At 71.9% G+C, this 18355-nt stretch carries 19 protein-coding genes; 8 read left to right on the forward strand and 11 right to left on the reverse strand.

Annotated features, from left to right (window positions below; translation table 11 throughout):
- Positions 1-16 precede the first annotated feature (16 nt).
- The 5 genes from AVL59_RS34415 (at position 17) to AVL59_RS34435 (ending at position 4755) form a co-directional block, all read left to right on the forward strand.
- Positions 17-826, forward strand: coding sequence for an FMN-binding protein (locus AVL59_RS34415; protein WP_208870490.1), 810 nt, complete (start codon positions 17-19; stop codon positions 824-826).
- Positions 819-1622: an FAD:protein FMN transferase gene (locus tag AVL59_RS34420; RefSeq protein WP_237281763.1), complete on the forward strand. Its 804-nt coding sequence runs from the start codon at positions 819-821 to the stop codon at positions 1620-1622. Before AVL59_RS34415 ends, AVL59_RS34420 begins: the two co-directional genes overlap by 8 nt.
- 105 nt (positions 1623-1727) lie before the next feature.
- A complete protein-coding gene (locus tag AVL59_RS34425; RefSeq protein ID WP_067312586.1) occupies positions 1728-1922 on the forward strand; it encodes a hypothetical protein in 195 nt (64 codons plus the stop codon).
- A gap of 74 nt (positions 1923-1996) precedes the next feature.
- Positions 1997-3832 (forward strand): ABC transporter ATP-binding protein, encoded by a 1836-nt coding sequence (locus AVL59_RS34430; protein ID WP_067312588.1) that lies wholly within the window; start codon positions 1997-1999, stop codon positions 3830-3832.
- The gene (locus AVL59_RS34435) at positions 3829-4755 is read left to right on the forward strand and encodes a serine/threonine-protein kinase (RefSeq protein ID WP_079147151.1); all 927 of its coding nucleotides are present in this window, start codon (positions 3829-3831) and stop codon (positions 4753-4755) included. Before AVL59_RS34430 ends, AVL59_RS34435 begins: the two co-directional genes overlap by 4 nt.
- 43 nt (positions 4756-4798) lie before the next feature.
- On the opposite strand, the gene AVL59_RS34440 is transcribed toward AVL59_RS34435, so the two are convergent.
- The 11 genes from AVL59_RS34440 to AVL59_RS34490 all read right to left on the reverse strand — a co-directional run bounded on the left by AVL59_RS34440 (position 4799) and on the right by AVL59_RS34490 (position 16079).
- On the reverse strand, positions 4799-5569 hold the full coding sequence (locus AVL59_RS34440; protein ID WP_067312590.1) for a hypothetical protein: 771 nt from the start codon (positions 5567-5569) through the stop codon (positions 4799-4801).
- Entirely contained in the window at positions 5559-6146 is a 588-nt protein-coding gene (locus AVL59_RS34445; protein ID WP_067312591.1) for an RNA polymerase sigma factor, read from the reverse strand. Before AVL59_RS34445 ends, AVL59_RS34440 begins: the two co-directional genes overlap by 11 nt.
- A 96-nt stretch (positions 6147-6242) precedes the next feature.
- Complete coding sequence (locus AVL59_RS34450) at positions 6243-6788, reverse strand: arginine repressor (RefSeq protein ID WP_067312593.1); 546 nt, start codon at positions 6786-6788, stop codon at positions 6243-6245.
- Between the two features lie 7 nt (positions 6789-6795).
- On the reverse strand, positions 6796-8013 hold the full coding sequence (locus tag AVL59_RS34455) for an acetylornithine transaminase (RefSeq protein WP_067312595.1): 1218 nt from the start codon (positions 8011-8013) through the stop codon (positions 6796-6798).
- Positions 8010-8936, reverse strand: coding sequence for an acetylglutamate kinase (argB, locus tag AVL59_RS34460; RefSeq protein WP_067312597.1), 927 nt, complete (start codon positions 8934-8936; stop codon positions 8010-8012). Before argB ends, AVL59_RS34455 begins: the two co-directional genes overlap by 4 nt.
- Entirely contained in the window at positions 8933-10084 is a 1152-nt protein-coding gene (argJ, locus tag AVL59_RS34465) for a bifunctional glutamate N-acetyltransferase/amino-acid acetyltransferase ArgJ (protein WP_067312599.1), read from the reverse strand. Before argJ ends, argB begins: the two co-directional genes overlap by 4 nt.
- 88 nt (positions 10085-10172) lie before the next feature.
- A complete protein-coding gene (gene argC, locus AVL59_RS34470; protein ID WP_067318092.1) occupies positions 10173-11201 on the reverse strand; it encodes an N-acetyl-gamma-glutamyl-phosphate reductase in 1029 nt (342 codons plus the stop codon).
- Between the two features lie 56 nt (positions 11202-11257).
- Positions 11258-11641, reverse strand: coding sequence for a GtrA family protein (locus tag AVL59_RS34475; protein ID WP_067312601.1), 384 nt, complete (start codon positions 11639-11641; stop codon positions 11258-11260).
- Positions 11641-12591 carry a glycosyltransferase family 2 protein gene (locus AVL59_RS34480; protein WP_067312603.1) on the reverse strand — a complete coding sequence of 317 codons (951 nt, stop codon included), beginning with the start codon at positions 12589-12591 and terminating at the stop codon, positions 11641-11643. Before AVL59_RS34480 ends, AVL59_RS34475 begins: the two co-directional genes overlap by 1 nt.
- Positions 12592-12612: 21 nt before the next feature.
- Positions 12613-15228: a YfhO family protein gene (locus AVL59_RS34485; RefSeq protein ID WP_067312605.1), complete on the reverse strand. Its 2616-nt coding sequence runs from the start codon at positions 15226-15228 to the stop codon at positions 12613-12615.
- Between the two features lie 248 nt (positions 15229-15476).
- Entirely contained in the window at positions 15477-16079 is a 603-nt protein-coding gene (locus tag AVL59_RS34490; protein WP_237281764.1) for an ABATE domain-containing protein, read from the reverse strand.
- 82 nt (positions 16080-16161) lie between these two features.
- Between AVL59_RS34490 and AVL59_RS34495 the strand changes: the two genes are divergently transcribed.
- Genes AVL59_RS34495 through AVL59_RS34505 form a run of 3 tightly spaced genes read left to right on the forward strand, consistent with a single transcriptional unit; the run spans position 16162 to position 18311 of the window.
- Complete coding sequence (locus AVL59_RS34495; protein WP_067312608.1) at positions 16162-17394, forward strand: cysteine desulfurase; 1233 nt, start codon at positions 16162-16164, stop codon at positions 17392-17394.
- A gap of 51 nt (positions 17395-17445) precedes the next feature.
- A complete protein-coding gene (locus tag AVL59_RS34500) occupies positions 17446-17871 on the forward strand; it encodes a MerR family transcriptional regulator (RefSeq protein ID WP_067312610.1) in 426 nt (141 codons plus the stop codon).
- Positions 17868-18311 carry a carboxymuconolactone decarboxylase family protein gene (locus tag AVL59_RS34505; RefSeq protein ID WP_067312612.1) on the forward strand — a complete coding sequence of 148 codons (444 nt, stop codon included), beginning with the start codon at positions 17868-17870 and terminating at the stop codon, positions 18309-18311. Before AVL59_RS34500 ends, AVL59_RS34505 begins: the two co-directional genes overlap by 4 nt.
- The last annotated feature ends 44 nt before the right edge of the window (positions 18312-18355 follow it).

The following is an 18355-nucleotide window of genomic DNA, read 5'->3' on the forward strand; positions in this document are numbered from 1 at the left end:
CGGGAGCTGCGAAGCGATGAGGAAGAGCCACCCCATTCGGCGCGTCGTGCTGGCCACCGCCGCCACCGTGTCCGGTGTCGTGCTGCTGCTGTCGCTGAAGCCCGCGTCGGATCCGGCCGCGGCCTCGGCGGCGGGCGCGGCCCCGCAGCAGACCGCGGCGGGGCAGGAGTCGCCGCAGGGCGGTCAGCAGGGCGGTGGGCAGTCCGCCGGGACGGTGACCGGTGACGCGGCCCAGACCCAGTACGGGACCGTACAGGTACGGCTGACCGTCGCGAACGGGAAGATCACCAAGGCGGAGGCGGTGCAGGCGCCCAAGGGCGGCCTCAGCGACCAGAAGACCGCCCTCTCCGTGCCCAAGCTCAACCAGGAGGCCGTCACGGCGCAGAGTGCGCAGATCGACGCGGTCTCCGGGGCGACGTACACGAGCACGGGGTACAAGAAGTCGCTGCAGTCGGCGCTGGACAAGGTGAAGGCGTCGTCGGCCGCGTCCGGCGGTTCGTCCTCCGGTTCCGGTTCGTCCTCGGGCGCCGGTTCCTCGTCCGGGTCGGCCCAGGCCCGTACCGTCACCGGCAAGGCCGTCCAGACCCAGTACGGCACGGTCCAGGTCCGGATCACGGTCAGCGACGGGAAGATCACCAAGGCGGACGCGGTGCAGGCGCCCAAGGGCGGCCTCAGCGACCAGAAGACCGCCCTCTCCGTGCCCAAGCTCAACCAGGAGGCGGTGGCGGCCGGGAACGCGAACATCGACGCGGTCTCCGGGGCCACCTACACCAGCACCGGCTACAAGCAGTCGCTGCAGTCGGCGCTGGACCAGGCCGGTGGCTGACACGGTGACCGAGCCGGCGAAGGCTCCCGCCGCGGTGCGTCATGCGGAGGAGGTCATGGGGACCGTCTTCTCCTTCGACGTCCGCGGCGGGGAACGCGATGCGGTACGGCAGGCCCTTCAGGAGGCGGTCGCGGGCCTGCACCGGGCCGACGCGCTCTTCTCCACGTACCGCGAGGACAGCGAGGTGTCCCGGCTGGCCCGGGGCGAGCTGACCGTGGAGCGGTGCGCTCCCGAGATGGCCGAGGTGCTGGACCTGGCGGCCGAGGCCGAGCGGGCGAGCGGGGGATGGTTCAGCACCCGGTACCGGGGCTCGCTGGACCCGACCGGCATCGTGAAGGGCTGGTCCGCCGAGCGGGCCGCGCTGCAGCTGGCCGCCGTGGAGGGGGTGTGCGGCGTCAGCGTGAACGGCGGTGGTGACGTCCAGATGCTGGGCGCGCCGGAGCCGCAGCGGCCGTGGCGGGTGGGGGTGGCCGATCCGCTGCGCCCGGGCGGTCTTGCGGCGGTGATCTCGGCGGCCGGGGTGGACGAGCTGTCGGTGGCCACCTCGGGTACGGCCGAGCGCGGGGCGCACATCGTGGATCCCCGTACGGGCCGGCCGGCGGTGACGGACCTGGTGGCGGTGACGGTGGTGGGGCCGCGGCTGACCTGGGTGGACTGCTGGGCCACGGCGGCGTTCGCGATGGGGTCGCGGGCGGGGCTGGACTGGCTGGAGTCGCTGCCGGACGTCGAGGGGCTGCTGATCACCGCGGGCGACGAGGTGCGGTGCACCGGGGGCCTGGCCGCGCGACTGGGCTGAGGGAAACGATGCCGCAGTGGGAGTTTTCCCCCTTTTGCCCAAAAATGCCATCCAAGTTCCACCCTGAGCCGTATCTCCTGTGAAGCAAGTTGAAGGAGGAACGGCATGGCCATCTTCAGCAGTCTCATGCCCGCCATGCGCCGGGACCATGGTGACCGCTCGTCGGAGCACGACCACGGTCACGACCATGACCACGGCCACGACCACGGTCACGACCACGGCGGCCACGGGGGCCACGGAGGTCACGGTGACCATGGCGGCCACGGCGGCCACGGCGGCCACGGTCACGGCGGCTACTGATCACACCCGAGGGCTGAGCGGACCGGGGCCGGGGGGACCCGGCCCGCTTCGCCGATCCCCGAGGAACGCATGCCATGGCGCATGTCCTGCGTCGTCTGCTGTCGGTGGGCGAGACCTCCGACGCCGTGGTCGCGCCCGCGCCCGCTGTGGCCCCCAGCGCGGTGTTCCGGCGGTTCTGGCCGTACACCCGCGGCGCCCGACGCTGGCTGGCGCCGGTCGTCTTCTTCAGCGTGGCCGGCCCGGTCGTGGACGCCACGGAGATCTGGCTGTTCAAGATCGTCGTGGACGATGTGCTCGTCCCGCGGGACCTCAGGCCGTTTCTGTGGATCGCCCCGGCCTATCTGGGGCTCGTTCTGTGCTCCGGCGTTCTGGGGTTCGCCGACGACGTGACGTCCACCTGGGTGAGCGAACGCTTCCTGCTCTCCTTGCGCGCCGATGTGTTCCGGCACGTCCAGGGGCTCTCACTCGGCTTCTTCGAACGCCGGCGGCTCGGGGACGTGCTCTCCCGGGTCACGGGCGATGTCGACGCGGTCGAGACGTTCCTGCTCTCCGGCGTGGCCGACGCGCTCTACTACGTGATCCGGCTGAGCCTCTTCCTCGGCCTGCTGTTCTACCTGCGGTGGGACCTCACCCTGCTCGCCCTCGCCATCGTGCCGCTGTTCTGGGGCACCGGCCGGCACTTCTCACGACTGATCAAGGAGGCGTCGCGGGAGCGCAGGCGGCTCAGCGGCTCGATCAGCGCGATCGCCGAGGAGTCACTGGGCAACGTCGCCCTCGTGCAGGCGTACAACCGGCAGGGGTGGGAGGAGCGCCGGTTCGAGCGGGAGAGCGCCGGCCGCTTCCGGGCCGCGATGGCCTCGGCGCGGATCCGTGCCGTCTACGGACCCGTCGTCGAGATCATCGAGGTGACCGGCGGCCTCGCGGTCATGGGTCTCGGCACCTGGAAGGTGGCCCAGGGACAGCTCACCCTCGGCGGGCTGCTGGTCTTCGTCGCGCTGATCGGCGAGATGTACGGCCCGGTCCGCGGCCTGTCCCGGCTCGGCACCACCTTCTACGCGGCGTCCGCCTCGGCCGAGCGGATCATCGAGTTGCTGGACCAGCGGCCACAGGTGGCCGAGGCCCCGCATGCCCGGCGGATCGGCCGGACGCGGGGTGAGGTGGAGTTCGACGGCGTCTGGTTCCGCTATCCCGGCACCGCCGGCCGGGCGCTGTCGGACGTGTCCTTCCATGTGGCACCCGGCGAGACGGTGGCGCTGGTCGGGGCCAGCGGGGCCGGCAAGTCGACGGTGGCCAAACTCCAGCTGCGCTTCTACGACCCCGACCGGGGAGCGGTCCGCCTCGACGGGGCCGATCTGCGCTCCCTGCGCCTGCCTGACGTACGGGAGAACGTCGCGGTGGTGCTGCAGGAGACGCTCGTCTTCCACGGCACCGTGCGGGAGAACATCGCCTACGGCCGGCCGGAGGCGAGTGAGGCGGACATCGTGGCGGCGGCGCGCGCCGCGGACGCGCACGAGTTCATCGCCTCGCTCCCGGACGGCTACGACACCCTGGTCGGCCAGCGCGGCCGGACCCTGTCCGGCGGGCAGGGCCAGCGCCTGGCGATCGCCCGCGCGATGATCAGGGACGCGCCGGTGCTGCTGCTCGACGAGCCGACCACCGGGCTGGACGTCCGGTCGGGCCTGCGGATCATGGACCCGCTGCGCCGGCTCATGGCCGGGCGGACGACCGTCGTCATCTCGCACAACCTGCTGACCGTGCGCGACGCCACCCGGATCGTGGTGCTCGATCACGGCCGGGTCGTCGAGCAGGGCACCCACGGCGATCTGCTCGACCGCGACGGGACCTATGCCCGGCTCCACCGACTGCACGGCACGGCCGGATCCACGACCCCGGGGACGGTGCCGTCGTGAGTGCCTCCGCTGCCCGGTCGGCCCCGCCGCTGGCACCGGGCAGCAGACCGGTCCCGGGCTACGAGGTGCTGGCGCATCTGACGCGCACCGGCTGGCTCGACGTCTACGACGCCTGGAGCGAGGAACGCGCCTGCCGTTGTGCGATCAAGACGGTGCGTCCCGACCGCCGGGGCGAGCGGCGCCTCGGCGAGCGGCTGCTGCGCGAGGGCCGGTGGCTGCGCGACTTCACCCATCCCCATCTGGTCCGTGCCTACGAGACCGTCGAGTCGCCCGAGCCGCTCGTCGTCCTGGAGACCCTGACCGGTGAGACGCTCTCCCACCTCCTGGACCGGTTGCGGCGCCGGCCGGCCGCCGCCGACGTGGCGCTGCTCGGGACGCAGCTGTGTTCCGCGGTGCACTACCTCCACCGTCAGGGCCTGCTGCACCTGGATCTGAAGCCGTCCAACGTGGTGGTGGACTGCGGTCATGCGAAGGTGCTGGACCTGAGCGTGGCGCGGCCGCCCGGGCCCGCGCCCGCGGGAGTGGGCACCCGCTGCTACCTCGCTCCGGAGCAGGCCCGCGGCGGGCCGCTCACGGCCGCGGCCGACGTGTGGGGCATCGGCATCACCTTGTTCGAGGCGGCCTGCGGTGACCGGCCGTTCGACCGGGGCGGGACCGGGGACGAGGAGCCCCGCGACGGGGAGCCCCGCGACGGGGAGAGGGCGGGCGAGGGCGGTTCCGGTGGCCCGGCCGGCCGGTATCCGCAGCTGGAGCGCAGCGCCCCGGCCGTCGGGTCCCGGCGGCGCCTGCCGCCCGCGCTCGCGGCCGCCGTCGACCGCTGCCTGCGGACCGACCCGTCGTCGCGGCCCACGGTCGCCGGACTGGCCGCCGCCCTGGCGGAGGCGCTGCCCGGCCCGCCGCGTCCCGCCTCCTCCCGGGTCTGAGGCCGGGCGCCGGATTCCCTCCTGCCGGGTCACGACTCCCCGGTCACGACTCCCGGGTCACGACCTGACCCGTCTGCAACTGGGCCTTGGCGAGGACGGTGCCGTCGGGGGACTCGACGCGGGCGCCGGAGACGGCCTTGGCGTCGATGGGGGTCGCCCCGCCCCAGGAGCCGCGTCCGTCGCGCAGCTCGAAGGAGCCGACACGGACGGCCGTGCCGTCGGAGCGTTCGAGCAGGCAGGCGACCCTGCCGTTGAACAGGGTGCCGGGACGGGAGAGGGCGACGGACATGAAGATCCAGCCGTCGGCCCCCGGGTGGGCGTAGACCTCGCCGACGGGATGCCGGCCGCCTCCGGGCACGGTCATGTCGCCGACCAGCACGGGCTCGGTCTCCACGGCGGCCGGGGGCGAGGCCGTGACCTCCTGGACGACGGTGCCGATCCCCCAGCCGGCGAACCCGACGGCGACCAGGAGCGCGGAGGCGACCGCCGCGATCCGCAGCCGGGCCCGGCGGGCGCGTCCGCGCAGGCCCTGGTGCGCGAGGCCGGACTCGCGGCCGTGCGCGCCCGCCTCGTGCGCCGCGTGCTGGGCGAGCCCGCGGGCCACCCGGGTCTCGAACCCGGGCGGCGGCTCGCGCTCCGGCAGCAGGCCGATCAGCCGGTCGCCGACCAGGGTCAGCTGTTCGACGTACTCCCGGCAGTCGGCGCACCGGTCCAGATGCGCGACCGCCATGGCGCGCTCACGTCCGGGCAGCACTCCCAGCGCGAGCTCGGCGCCGATCTCGCGCAGCTTCTCGCAGTTCACGTCACTGGACATGGTCGCCTCGGTTCGGAGACGCGAGCGTGGTCCGCAGTTTCGCCATCGCCGTCCGGATCCGCGTCTTGGCGGTGCCCAGCGGGACGTGCTCCCAGTCGGCGATCTGCTGGGCGGTCATGCCGTAGATGCCGGCCATCACCAGGGCACGGGCCTGCTCCCGCGGCAGCCGCGCCAGGGCGCCCCGGAGCTGGGACGAGGCCTCGTCGGCCAGCGCCCACTGCTCGGGGGTCTCCGTGACGACGCCGAGCAGGCCGTCGAGGTTCTCGGGCGCCATCGGCTCCGTCCGCCGCGCGCGGACGGCGTCGATCGCGAGGTTGTGCGCGATGGTGGTGAGCCAGGTCGTGACCGAACCTCGGCGCGAGTCGTAGATCTGCGCATGACGCCACGCACGCTCGAACGTCTGCTGAGCGATGTCCTCGGCGAGCTGCGGATCCCCGGTGACGGCCATGGCGACTCCGAAGACCTTGTGCTGGAATCTCCGTACGAAGGTGACGGCGACTTCCGGATCACCGGTGGCCAGCCCGGACAGCAGTGCTTCGTCCGGGAGGCGGTCCACAGGAGACCGGAAACCCGACACACCTCTGTATACGCTCGGCCGCCGCCCGGAGATTGCCCGCCCGCCGCGGAAGATCACATTCCTATTCTGCGCCGCGGGGCCGGGCCCTGCATGCGGTCAGTGCCCGTTCTGCGCCAGCCGCAGCAGATGGTCCGCCAGCGCCTGTCCCCCGGTCGGCTCCCGGCTGATCAGCAGCAGGGTGTCGTCACCGGCGATGGTCCCCAGGATGTCGTGCAGTTCGGCCTGGTCGATGGCCGAGGCGAGGAACTGGGCGGCACCCGGCGGGGTGCGCAGGACCACGAGGTTGGCGGAGGCCTCCGCGGAGATCAGCAGCTCCTGGGACAGGCGCCGCATCCGCTCCTCCTTCGCCGACTCGCCGAGCGGCGCGCGGGGCGTGCGGAAACCGCCCTCGCTCGGCACCGCGTAGATCAGGTCGCCGTCGTTGTTGCGGATCTTCACCGCGTTCAGCTCGTCGAGATCCCGGGACAGCGTCGCCTGGGTGACGTTCAGCCCGTCGTCGGCGAGCAGCTTCGCCAGCTGGCTCTGCGACCGCACCGGCTGCCGGTTGAGGATGTCCACGATCCGGCGGTGCCGTGCGGTGCGGGTCTGCGGTACGGCGGCCCCTGCGCCCGCCGCCTGCTCGTGGTCCTGCGCCTGGCTCATCGTCGTCTCATTCTCCGGATCGTCCGACCCCATCCACTGGGTTCGCTGCCTGGAGGATGCCGGGCAGCGCCTGGAGGAAGGCGCCTGCCTCGTCGTCGCGGAGGTTGAGCGGCGGCATGAGCCGTACGACGTCGGGAGCGGGCGCGTTCACCAGGAACCCGGCCTCCTGGGCCGCCTGCTGCACACGGGGTGCGTGCGGCCCGGTGAGCACGATACCGAGCAGAAGGCCCGCGCCCCGGACATAGTCGATCAACGGGTGGTTCAGGGCCTGGATTCCGTCCCGCAGCAGCTCGCTCTGCCGCTTGACGTTCTCCAGCAGTCCGTCGTCCGTGATGGTGTCGAGGACGGCGAGTCCGGCCGCGCAGGCGACCGGGTTGCCGCCGAAGGTCGTGCCGTGCTGGCCGGGCCGGAGCAGTTCGGCGGCCCGGCCGAAGGCCACGGTGGCGCCGAGCGGCAGCCCGCCGCCGAGTCCCTTGGCGAGCGTGACGACATCGGGCAGGACGCCTTCGTGGGCCTGGTACTCGAACCAGTTCCCGGTGCGGCCGATGCCGGTCTGCACCTCGTCCAGCACCAGCAGGGCCCCCGTGGCGGCGGTGATCGCCCGGGCCGCCTTGAGGTAGTCGGCCGGGGGCACCACGACGCCGTTCTCGCCCTGGACCGGCTCGATGACGACGAGAGCCGTCTCCTCGGTCACGGCCCGTGCCAGCGCCTGCGCGTCGCCGTACGGGACGTGGGTGACGTCGCCGGGCAGCGGCTGGAAGGGCGCCTGCTTGCCCGGCTGGCCGGTGAGCGCGAGGGCGCCCATGGTGCGGCCGTGGAATCCGCCCTGGGTGGCGACCATGTGGGTGCGGCCGGTCAGCCGGCCGATCTTGAACGCGCCCTCGTTGGCCTCGGCGCCGGAGTTGCAGAAGAAGACCTTGCCGTCGCGGCCGAAGAGCTGCAGCAGCCGTTCGGCGAGGGCGACGGGCGGCTCGGCGATGAACAGGTTGGAGACATGGCCGAGGGAGGCGATCTGCTTGCTGACGGCCTCGACGACGGCCGGGTGGGCGTGGCCGAGGGCGTTGACCGCGATACCGCCGACGAAGTCGAGGTACTCCTTGCCGTCGGCGTCCCACAGCCGGGCGCCGGCACCGCGCACGAGGGGCAGCCGCGGGGTGCCGTAGTTGTTCATGAGCGCGCCCTGCCAGCGCGTGGTCAGCTCTGCGTTGGTCGCGGTACCCGTCATGACTGCTCCCCCTCGGCTTCGTCGGGCACGACCATGGTGCCGATGCCCTCGTCGGTGAAGATCTCCAGCAGGATCGAGTGCTGCACCCGGCCGTCGATGACGCGGGCGGTGCGCACCCCGTTGCGTACGGCGTGCAGGCAGCCCCGCATCTTCGGCACCATGCCCGCGGACAGGTCCGGCAGCAGCTTCTCCAGCTGGGACGCGGTGAGGCGGCTGATCACCTCGTCGGAGTTCGGCCAGTCCTCGTAGAGGCCCTCGACGTCGGTGAGGACCATGAGGGTCTCGGCCCCCAGTGCCGCAGCGAGTGCCGCAGCCGCCGTATCAGCATTGACGTTGTAGACTTGGCCCCCTTTGTCGAAGGCGTCCTGACTGCGGGCGATCGAGGAGACGACCGGAATACGGCCGTCGGCGAGCAGGCTCTCGATCACGCCCGTGTCGATCTCGGTGATCTCGCCGACCCGCCCGATGTCGACCGGCTCGCCGTCGATCTCGGGCTGGTGCTTGGTGGCGGTGATGGTGTGGGCGTCCTCGCCCGTCAGGCCCACGGCGAGTGGTCCGTGCTGGTTGAGCAGGCCGACCAGCTCGCGCTGCACCTGCCCGGCGAGCACCATGCGTACGACGTCCATGGCGTCCTCGGTGGTGACGCGCAGGCCCGCCTTGAACTCGCTGACGATGCCGTGTCTGTCGAGGGCGGCGCTGATCTGCGGGCCGCCGCCGTGGACGACGACCGGCTTGAGGCCGGCGTGCCGCAGGAAGACGACGTCCTGGGCGAAGGCGGCCTTCAGCTCCTCGTTCACCATGGCGTTGCCGCCGAACTTGATGACGACGGTCTTGCCGTGGTGCCGGGTCAGCCAGGGCAGCGCCTCGGTGAGGGTCTGGGCCTTCGGCAGGGCCGTGTGCTTGCGCGTGGTTCCGGTGCTCATGACGAGTAGGCGCTGTTCTCGTGGACGTAGTCGGCGGTGAGGTCGTTGGTCCAGATGGTGGCGGTCTCGGAGCCGGCCGCGAGGTCGGCGACGATGTGCACCTCGCGGTAGCGCATGTCGACCTTCTCGCGGTCCTCGCCGACGCCGCCGTTCTTGCACACCCAGACGCCGTTGATGGCGACGCCCAGCCGGTCGGGCTCGAAGACCGCCCGCGTCGTACCGATGGCCGACAGCACCCGGCCCCAGTTGGGGTCCTCGCCGTGGATCGCGCACTTGAGGAGGTTGTTGCGGGCGATGGAGCGGCCCACCTCGACGGCGTCGTCCTCGGTCGCCGCGTTGATCACCTCGACCTTGATGTCCTTGCTGGCGCCTTCGGCGTCGCGGATCAGCTGCTGCCCGAGGTCGGCGCAGACCTGCCGTACGGCCTCGGCGAACTCCTCGTACTCCGGGGTGACGCCGGCCGCCCCGGAGGCGAGCAGCAGCACCGTGTCGTTGGTGGACATGCAGCCGTCGGAGTCGACGCGGTCGAAGGTGACCTTGGTCGCGGCGCGCAGGGCCCGGTCCAGCGCCTCGCTGTCGAGGCCGGCGTCGGTGGTGAGCACGACCAGCATGGTGGCGAGGCCCGGGGCGAGCATGCCCGCGCCCTTGGCCATGCCGCCGACGGTCCAGCCGTCCTTGGTGACGACGGAGGTCTTGTGGACGGTGTCGGTGGTCTTGATGGCGATGGCGGCCTTCTCGCCGCCGTGCTCGGAGAGCTGGGCCGCGGCCGTCTCGACGCCCGGGAGCAGCTTGTCCATGGGCAGCAGCACGCCGATGAGGCCGGTGGAGCAGACGGCGACCTCGATGGCACCGCGGCCGAGCACCTCGGCCGCCTTCTCGGCGGTCGCGTGGGTGTCCTGGAAGCCCTTGGGGCCGGTGCAGGCGTTGGCCCCGCCGGAGTTGAGGACGACGGCCGAGACCTGGCCGCTCCTGAGGACCTGCTCGGACCACAGCACCGGTGCGGCCTTCACACGGTTGGACGTGAAGACACCGGCGGCGGCGCGGCGCGGACCGTCGTTGACCACGAGGGCCAGGTCCGGGTTGCCGTTCTCCTTGATCCCGGCGGCGATGCCCGCCGCCCTGAATCCCTTGGCTGCCGTCACGCTCACGGTGTCTCCCAGTTCGCTTCTCCGCCCGCGCAGCGCGGCGGTGCGGCCTTCGTCGTCGTCTGCGGCCCGGTGGCTGCACGCGCGTCGCTCACGGTGCGACTCCGATCGTGGAAAGCCCGGTGGTCTCGTCGAGACCCAGGGCGATGTTCATGCTCTGGACGGCACCGCCCGCGGTGCCCTTGGTCAGGTTGTCGATGGCGCTGATCGCGATGATGCGGCCCACGGCGTCGTCGTACGCGACCTGCACCTGAACGGCGTTGGAACCGTAGACGGACGCCGTCGCGGGCCACTGGCCCTCGGGGAGCAGACGGACGAAGGGCTCGTCGGCGTAGGCCTTCTCGTAGGCGGCGCGGACGGACTCCGCCGTCACCCCCGCGACGGCGGACGCGCTGCACGTGGCGAGGATCCCGCGCGGCATCGGCGCGAGGGTCGGCGTGAAGGAGACCGAGACCCGCTCCCCGGCCGCCCGGCTGAGGTTCTGGATCATCTCGGGGGTGTGCCGGTGGCCGCCGCCGACGCCGTACGGCGTCATGGAGCCCATGACCTCGCTGCCGAGCAGGTGGGGCTTGGGCGCCTTGCCCGCGCCGGAGGTGCCGGACGCGGCGACGATCACCGCCTCGGGCTCGGCGAGGCGCGCCGCGTAGGCCGGGTACAGGGCGAGGGAGACGGCGGTGGGGTAGCAGCCGGGCACCGCGATGCGCTTGGACCCCGTGAGCCGGGCACGGGCGCCCGGAAGTTCGGGGAGGCCGTAGGGCCAGGTCCCGGCGTGCGGGGAGCCGTAGAACCGCTCCCAGTCGGCCGGATCCTCGAGCCGGAAGTCGGCGCCCATGTCGACCACGAGGACGTCCGGGCCGAGCCGCTCGGCGACCGCGGCGGACTGTCCGTGCGGCAGCGCCAGGAAGACCACGTCGTGCCCGGCGAGCGCCTCGGCAGTGGTCTCGGCCAGCACCCGGTCGGCCAGCGGCAGCAGATGCGGCTGGAGCGCGCCGAGCCGCTGGCCGGCGTTGGAGTTCCCGGTCAGGGCACCGATCTCGACCTCGGGGTGCGCGAGGAGCAGACGCAGGACCTCTCCGCCCGCGTATCCGCTCGCTCCGGCCACCGCCGCACGTACCGCCATGTCCATCCTCCTCTGGATGGCATGACTATACGTAGCCCTGCAGTTTTATGCAACGGCTATGCGGTCGGCTCGGCCTCGGCGCCGGGCAGCATCACCCAGCGGGACACGACGAAGGTGACCGGGATCGCCGCCGCCGAGGCGAGCAGCGGAGCGAAGCGGCTGCCGGCGTGCAGGACGTCGACGATCACATAGACCCCGACGGTCGTGATCAGGAAATTGGTGACGTTGGTCAGCGGGAACAGCAGGAATTTCCGCCAGGTGGGCCGCGTGCGATAGGTGAAGCGCGCGTTCAGAAAAAAGGATCCGACCATACTGATCAGGAATGCCAGAATGTGCGCGGCAAGATAGGGAAGCCAGGTGAGAAACGACAGGTAAAGACAGTAGTAGGTGGCCGTATTCACGGCACCGACCACAGCGAAGGTGAGGATCTGCCTCGACATCAGGGGATGAGATCTTTCGTCCGTTCCACATTGGTCGCCTTCACCAGGAAGTGCGGACGCCCCTTCACCTCGTAGTAGATGCGGCCGGTGTACTCCCCGATGACTCCCAGCATGACCATCTGAACGCCCGCCAGGGCCGTGACAGCGGTGATGATGGTCACATACCCCGGTGTCTGCACTCCGTTGACGAGCGCTGCACCCACGATCCAGGCGGTGTACAGCCCCGCGCACAGCAGCAGGCCCATGCCGAGCCAGAGGGCGGCGCGCAGCGGCCGGTTGTTGAAGGACAGCAGGCCGTCCAGGCCGTAGTTGAGCAGGCTGCGGAAGGACCAGGAGCTGCTGCCCGCCTCACGCGTGGCGTTCTCGTACTCGAAGGTGGTGCTCGGGAAACCCACCCAGGCGAACAGGCCCTTGGAGAATCGGTTGTACTCGGTGAGGTTCACGATCGCGTCCACCACGCGGCGCGAGAGCAGGCGGAAGTCGCCCACGCCGTCGACGAGTTCGACGTCGACCATGCGGTTGATGAGCCGGTAGTACAGGCGGGCGGTGAGCGTGCGGGTGAAGTGGTCGCCCGTGCGGGTGCGCTTGGCGATGACCTGGTCGTAGCCCTGGGCGCGCAGCCGCACCATCCGTTTGATCAGCTCCGGCGGGTGCTGCAGGTCGGCGTCCATGACGACGATCGAGTCGCCCGAAGCGTGCCTGAGGCCGGCGAGCAGAGCCGCCTCCTTGCCGAAGTTGCGGCTGAAGGAGACGTAGCGCACCCGGGAGTCACGGACGGAGAGGCTTTCCAGGACGGCGAGGGTGCGGTCGCGGCTGCCGTCGTCGACGTACACGAACTCCATGTCGTGGCCGAGCGGCAGCAGTTCGTCCGCGATCTTCTGGACCTCCTCGTGGAAGCGTTCGAGGACGTCTTCCTCGTTGTAGCAGGGCGCGACGATCGATATCAGCATGGCGGTCCCCCAGGGGCGCGGTCAGAGAGCAGCGGTCACGCGCTCGCGTCGTGGTGTGGTCGTGGACGGTGCCGGGACACGTCGGCGGCGGACGGCGGTGAGGGTGCCGAGCACGGCGAGCGTGAGGAGCGAAACGCCCCCGACGGCCGAGCCCAGCCGCAGGCCGGGTGGGTGGAAGGTGCAGGTGAGGCTGGTCGCGGAGCCGCCCAGGGGTACGGCGATCAGGCCGTGGTACTCCCCCGCGGGGGCGGCGGGGGCATCACCCGCGCCGCAGCGCCAGCCCGCGATCCGGGGGGCCGCGACGACGGCGGTTCCGCTGCTGCCGGGCGGGAGTTCGGCCCGGATCGTGCCGTCGGAGACGGTCACCCGGATGGCACCGGTGGCCTTGAGCCGTTCGACCGCGGTGTGCAGCCGGGCGGTGTCCAGGCAGCCGACCGCGCCGTCCGGGACGACGCTCGTCCTGTCCGGGGACAGTTCGATCCGCAGGCGGCCGGAGGCCGGGACCGTGCCGAGCCGCTGCATGGGCGCGATCTTGGTGACGGGGTGGTCGGACCGGAACCGTCCGATGGGGGCCCCGGCCGCGGCACCGGCGAGCCGCGCGGTGCCCGAGAGGTGCGGCGCCCACAGGTACACCTCGCCGCCGGCCGGGCACCGGGCCGTGATGACCGGCTTGCGCGCGGCACTCCCGGCGGGCGGCACGCCGATGCGCAGGCCCGGGCGGTCGTCGTCGCTGCGGCTCGGCTCCCGGCCCGCGCTGGTGCGTACGGTCAGGCGGGGCACGGTGTAGACGCGGGTGCCCAGCAGCAGTTCCTGGTTGCGGTACGGCGACGGACCGAACGCGGAGAGACCGGCGTGAGCGGCGGTACCGGCCGGGCGGACCGTCACCAGGGGCGGTACGTCCTCGCGGGAGACGGTCACCTTGCTGCCGTCCTGCGGGAACCAGTTCTGGTGCGGATCGGGCGGGGAGTGCACCCGCGCGCCCACCGAGAAGATCGCGTCGGTGACGGCGTTGTCGAGGCTCTGGAGGCTGCGGCCGCGCGAGGTCCAGCCGTCCCCGAGGGCGGTGAGCATGCGGCTGAGCACGTCGGAGGTCAGGCTGCTGTAGTACTGGGCGCCCTGGCCACCGACCAGCATCGGGTCGTTGCCGACGCTCTGCTCGCGTCCGGGGTCGGTGCGGTGGCGGGGCCAGCCGTCGGCCTCGGAGACCGCCGACGCCTGCCGCTGCTGGCGCTGCCCCCAGGGCGCGTAGTCGTCCATGTGCGCGAGGCGCATCCGGGTGGCCACGGCGGAGGTGGCGGCCATCTCGCCGATCTGCCCGCCGACCAGGAGGACGACGGCCAGTCCGGCCAGCCGTGTGCGCCGCCCGGCGTCGGCGCGGCCCAGCAGGGCCAGTCCGCCGAGCGCGCCGGCGACGGCGAGCAGCAGTACCGGCCAGGCGAAGATCCGCACCAGATGGCTGCCGCTCGCGACGAGGGTGATCAGGGCGAGGAGCCCGGCGGCCGCCGCGAGCGCGCGCCGGTCGGGCAGGCCGTACGACAGCGCGTGCCAGGCGGCGATCACCAGCAGCCCGCACAGCACGAACGCCTGGCGGTAGGCGCTGCCCTGCGGGGTGGCGAAGGCGTGCCAGACCAGATGGGTGGGCGCCCACTGCATGGACAGGGTCACCGCGCCGACGAGGAGCGTCCAGCCCGTGCGCACCCGGGCGGGTACCGCGCGGTGGAAGGGCAGGGCGAGGGCGAGCAGCAGGGCCGTGATGCCGACGTAGACGGCCGGGGAGCCGAAACCGTACGTCGCCGGCAGCAGCCGCGCGAACAGGTCCTCGCTCGGTGCCGGGACGAACTGGCGGACGCGGCCCGGGTAGGCGTGCTTGGTGCCGAAGTAGACGACCGTGACCAGCGGGGCGGCGAGGCCCACGCCGAGGGCGACGGTGAGGACGGCGCGGCCCGCCGCGGCGAGCGCGCGCCGGCGGGGCAGGTCCGCCAGCAGCAGCCGGAGCAGCAGGACGAGCCCGGCGCCGAGGGTGGCCATGTAGGCGGTGTAGAAGTTGGCGGTCCAGGCGAGGGCCACGACGAGGACACCGACGTAGCGACGGCGTCCGGCGATGGCCCACTCTCCGACCAGGCAGAACAGGGGCAGGGCGATGAGACCGTCGAGCCACATCGGGTTGTAGGAGGCGTCGGCGACGCTCCAGCCGCACAGGGCGTAGGAGACGCCCAGCAGACCTGCGGCCCACCAGCGCCCGGGCCGCAGGGTGAGCAGCAGAACCGCCATGGCGGCCGCGGCCGAGGCGGTCTTCAGGACGGTGATCACATAGACCGCGAGGTCGATCTCGTCCCGCGGGAAGAGGGCGACGAGCAGGGCGAACGGGCTGCTGAGGTAGGTGCCGAGGTCGGGCAGGAAGCTGGAGCCGTAGCCGGACTGCCAGTTGACGAGGAGGCCACCGTCGGCCCTGCCGTGCAGCAGGTCCCACAGATGGGCGTGGAAGGGCACGAACTGGTTGCCCAGGTCGTTGACGCTGCGGGTGCGGGGACCGAAGGGGTAGCTGCGGGCGAGGATGTCGGCGGCGCAGAGCGCCACGACCGTGACGGCCGCGGCGAGCAGGGCGGCGGCCTGCCTCGGTCGGGTTGTCGCTTTCACACCCTGTCCCTGTCCGGGAGTCGCCGCGCGTTGCTGTGAGCAGCGCCACTTTTACCGGGCGAAGTCGAGCAATGCATTTCTGGCGGTCCCCCACGGAATGTGTACCTCATCGATTCGCCGACTTAGACGGGGCACGTTTCCGATTGGTTGTGCGTGCACCGAAAACTGAGGCGACTTCTTCCGAATACGGGAAACACCGCGTGAATTTGATGACGACCAGGAAAACAGGGGCTTTCCGAAAGGTGTTTCTAAAGTGAATCGGCCTTGCGGGCCGCGTAGGCCCGCGCCGCCCGCACCCGGTTGCCGCACTTGGTGGTGCACCAGCGCCGGGCACCGTGGGAGCGCAGGAACCAACGGGCGCAGCCCTGGGCGGCGCACTCGGTGAGCAGACCGGTGTCGGCGCCGGTGAGCAGGTCGACGGCGTCCTCGGCGAGCAGGGAGAGGGCGGCGGCGACCGGGTTGCCGGCGTCGGGGACGTCGGCACGGCGAGGGCCGTCGGCCGTCCAGGCGAGACAGGGCGTCGGCGGTGCGGCGGCGAGGGCGGCATTGAGGGTGCCGAGGGCGTCGGGGGGCGGCTGCTCGCCGGAGCCGTGCGCCTCGAACAGGGTGCGCAGTGCCTCGCGCAGGGTGCGCAGCCGGGCGGACTGCCGGCCGCCGAGCGCCACCCGGTCGTCCAGCACCTCGTGCCGGACGAGCCACAGATGCGCGGCCTCGGCGTCCTCCAGGAGGTCGACCGGGCCGTGGCTGACCTTGAACCGCGTGTTGACCAGCGCCACGGAGAGGTAGCGGTCCTCTCCCGGAACCGGGAGCCGATGCAGGTAGACGGGGGCCTCGTGATCCACGGCCCTCATGGTAATCCTTGCGATTCTCCGTGAGGGGGACTTAGCGTGTCTCACGGAGAATGAATCACAAAACCGTGAGAGGTGAGATCCCGTGGCCTTCGACGCTGACGCGCTGCGCAAGGACTTCCCGATCCTGGAGCGGACGGTGGACGGCGGCGCCCGGCTCGTCTACCTCGACTCCGGGGCGACCACCCAGAAACCGCTGCAGGTCCTCGACGCGGAGCGGGACTTCTACCTCACCCGCAACGCGGCCGTGCACCGCGGGGCACATCAGCTCGCGAACGAGGCGACCGAGGCCTACGAGGACGCCCGGCACACCGTGGCCCGGTTCATCGGCGCCGCCGCCGACGAGGTGGTCTTCACCAGGAACACCACCGAGGGCATCAACCTCGTCGCCTACGCCCTCGGCAACGCCCGCAGGCTCGGCCCCGGCGACCGGATCGTGGTCACGGAGATGGAGCACCACGCCAACCTCGTGCCCTGGCAGCAGCTGGCCGAACGGACCGGTGCCACGCTCGACTGGTTCGGGCTGACCGACGACGGCCGGCTCGACCTCGGCAGGATCGACGAGCTGCTGGACGAGCGCACCAAGGTGCTCGCCCTCACCCACCAGTCCAACGTCCTCGGCACGATCAATCCGGTGCGTGAACTGGCCGACCGGGCGCATGCGCACGGAACGCTCGTCGTCGTGGACGGAGCCCAGTCGGTCCCGCACCGGCCGGTCGACGTCGGCGCGCTCGGCGCGGACTTCCTGGCGTTCTCCGGGCACAAGATGCTCGGCCCGAACGGGGTCGGCGTGCTCTGGGGCCGCGCGGACCTCCTGGCCGGGCTGCCGCCGTTCCTCACCGGCGGGTCGATGATCGAGATCGTGGAGATGGACCGCACCACCTTCCTGCCGCCGCCGCAGCGCTTCGAGGCGGGCGTGCCGATGACCTCGCAGGCGGTGGGGCTCGCGGCGGCGGTCGGGTATCTGGAGGCGCTGGGCATGGCCGAGGTGGCGGCGCACGAGGACGCGCTGACCGCCCGGGCTCTGGAGCTGCTGGCGGAGGTACCCGGAGTGCGGGTGGTCGGCCCCCGCGACCTCACCGACCGCGGCTCGGCCGTCTCGTTCACGGTCGACGGGATCCACCCCCACGACGTCGGCCAGGTGCTGGACGAACGGGGCGTGGCCGTCCGGGTCGGCCACCACTGCGCCCGGCCGATCGTGCGGCGCTACGGCATTCCTGCGACCACCCGGGCGAGCTTCTACGTCTACAACACCCTGGACGAGGTCGACGCCCTGGTGGAGGGTGTCCGGGCAGCTCAGAGGTATTTCGGAAGGTGATCGCGAACCGGGCTTGACCTGGAGCGCGCTCCAGGTTCTACCGTTCTTGTCATGACCAGCGGACAGCCCCTCCCGCGGGACCCGGAACCCTCGTTGACCATCGCCCAGGTGGCCGAGCGCACCGGCCTCACGCACGACACCCTGCGCTACTACGAGAAGGCGGGACTGATCGAGCGGATCGGCCGGACCACCGGTAACCAGCGCCGCTACCAGGCGACGGACCTGGCCTGGCTGGAGTTCCTGCTGCGGCTGCGCGAGACCGGCATGTCGATCGCCGACATGCAGCGCTTCGCGCGGTTGCGGTCCGAGGGGGACCCGACGGTCGCCGACCGGCTGGCGATGCTCCGCGAGCACCGCGCCGAACTGGCCGACCGCATCCGGGCGCTCAGGCGCAACGCCGCCGCGCTGGACGACAAGATCGATCACTACGAACGGCTGCTGGACGAGCGGCGGCCGGGGACGGACGAGCCGACATGAGCGAGAGCACCACCCGTGACGAGCGTTTCACCCATGGCCTGGAGGTTCTGAAGAAGGTCGACGGCGAGGCCGGGCAGCGGGTCGTCGACTCGCTCGCCGACATCAACCCGGAGCTGGGGCACCAGATCGTCGCCTGGGCCTTCGGGGAGATCTACGACCGGCCCGGCCTCGCCCCGCGCGACCGCCAGCTGGTCACCCTGGGCATGCTCACCGCGCTCGGCGGCTGCGAGGCCCAGCTGGACGTGCACGTGAACGCGGCCCTGAACGTGGGCCTCACGCCCGAGCAGATCACGGAGGCGCTGCTGCACTCCGCCGTCTACTGCGGCATGCCGAAGGCGCTCAACGCCACCTTCGCCGCGAAGAAGGTCTTCGCCGACCGCGGGCTGCTGCCGCTCGGACGGCAGCCCGCCGAGACGGCCCCGGTGTCCACGTCCGCTTGACCCTCGGGAAGGTGACCGAGTTCGCCGGGAAGGTCGGCCGACGG

It is taken from the genome of Streptomyces griseochromogenes (assembly GCF_001542625.1).
GTDB lineage: Bacteria > Actinomycetota > Actinomycetes > Streptomycetales > Streptomycetaceae > Streptomyces > Streptomyces griseochromogenes.

What these genes read in the sequence shown, in the direction of transcription:
- AVL59_RS34415 (WP_208870490.1), top strand. Translation starts at nt 17, where the DNA reads ATGAGGAAGAGCCACCCCATTCGGCGCGTCGTGCTGGCCACCGCCGCC.
- AVL59_RS34425 (WP_067312586.1), top strand. Translation starts at nt 1,728, where the DNA reads ATGGCCATCTTCAGCAGTCTCATGCCCGCCATGCGCCGGGACCATGGT.
- AVL59_RS34430 (WP_067312588.1), top strand. Translation starts at nt 1,997, where the DNA reads ATGGCGCATGTCCTGCGTCGTCTGCTGTCGGTGGGCGAGACCTCCGAC.
- AVL59_RS34440 (WP_067312590.1), bottom strand. Translation starts at nt 5,569, where the DNA reads ATGTCCAGTGACGTGAACTGCGAGAAGCTGCGCGAGATCGGCGCCGAG.
- AVL59_RS34450 (WP_067312593.1), bottom strand. Translation starts at nt 6,788, where the DNA reads ATGAGCCAGGCGCAGGACCACGAGCAGGCGGCGGGCGCAGGGGCCGCC.
- AVL59_RS34455 (WP_067312595.1), bottom strand. Translation starts at nt 8,013, where the DNA reads ATGACGGGTACCGCGACCAACGCAGAGCTGACCACGCGCTGGCAGGGC.
- argB (WP_067312597.1), bottom strand. Translation starts at nt 8,936, where the DNA reads ATGAGCACCGGAACCACGCGCAAGCACACGGCCCTGCCGAAGGCCCAG.
- argC (WP_067318092.1), bottom strand. Translation starts at nt 11,201, where the DNA reads ATGGCGGTACGTGCGGCGGTGGCCGGAGCGAGCGGATACGCGGGCGGA.
- AVL59_RS34475 (WP_067312601.1), bottom strand. Translation starts at nt 11,641, where the DNA reads ATGTCGAGGCAGATCCTCACCTTCGCTGTGGTCGGTGCCGTGAATACG.
- AVL59_RS34480 (WP_067312603.1), bottom strand. Translation starts at nt 12,591, where the DNA reads ATGCTGATATCGATCGTCGCGCCCTGCTACAACGAGGAAGACGTCCTC.
- AVL59_RS34490 (WP_237281764.1), bottom strand. Translation starts at nt 16,079, where the DNA reads ATGAGGGCCGTGGATCACGAGGCCCCCGTCTACCTGCATCGGCTCCCG.
- AVL59_RS34500 (WP_067312610.1), top strand. Translation starts at nt 17,446, where the DNA reads ATGACCAGCGGACAGCCCCTCCCGCGGGACCCGGAACCCTCGTTGACC.
- AVL59_RS34505 (WP_067312612.1), top strand. Translation starts at nt 17,868, where the DNA reads ATGAGCGAGAGCACCACCCGTGACGAGCGTTTCACCCATGGCCTGGAG.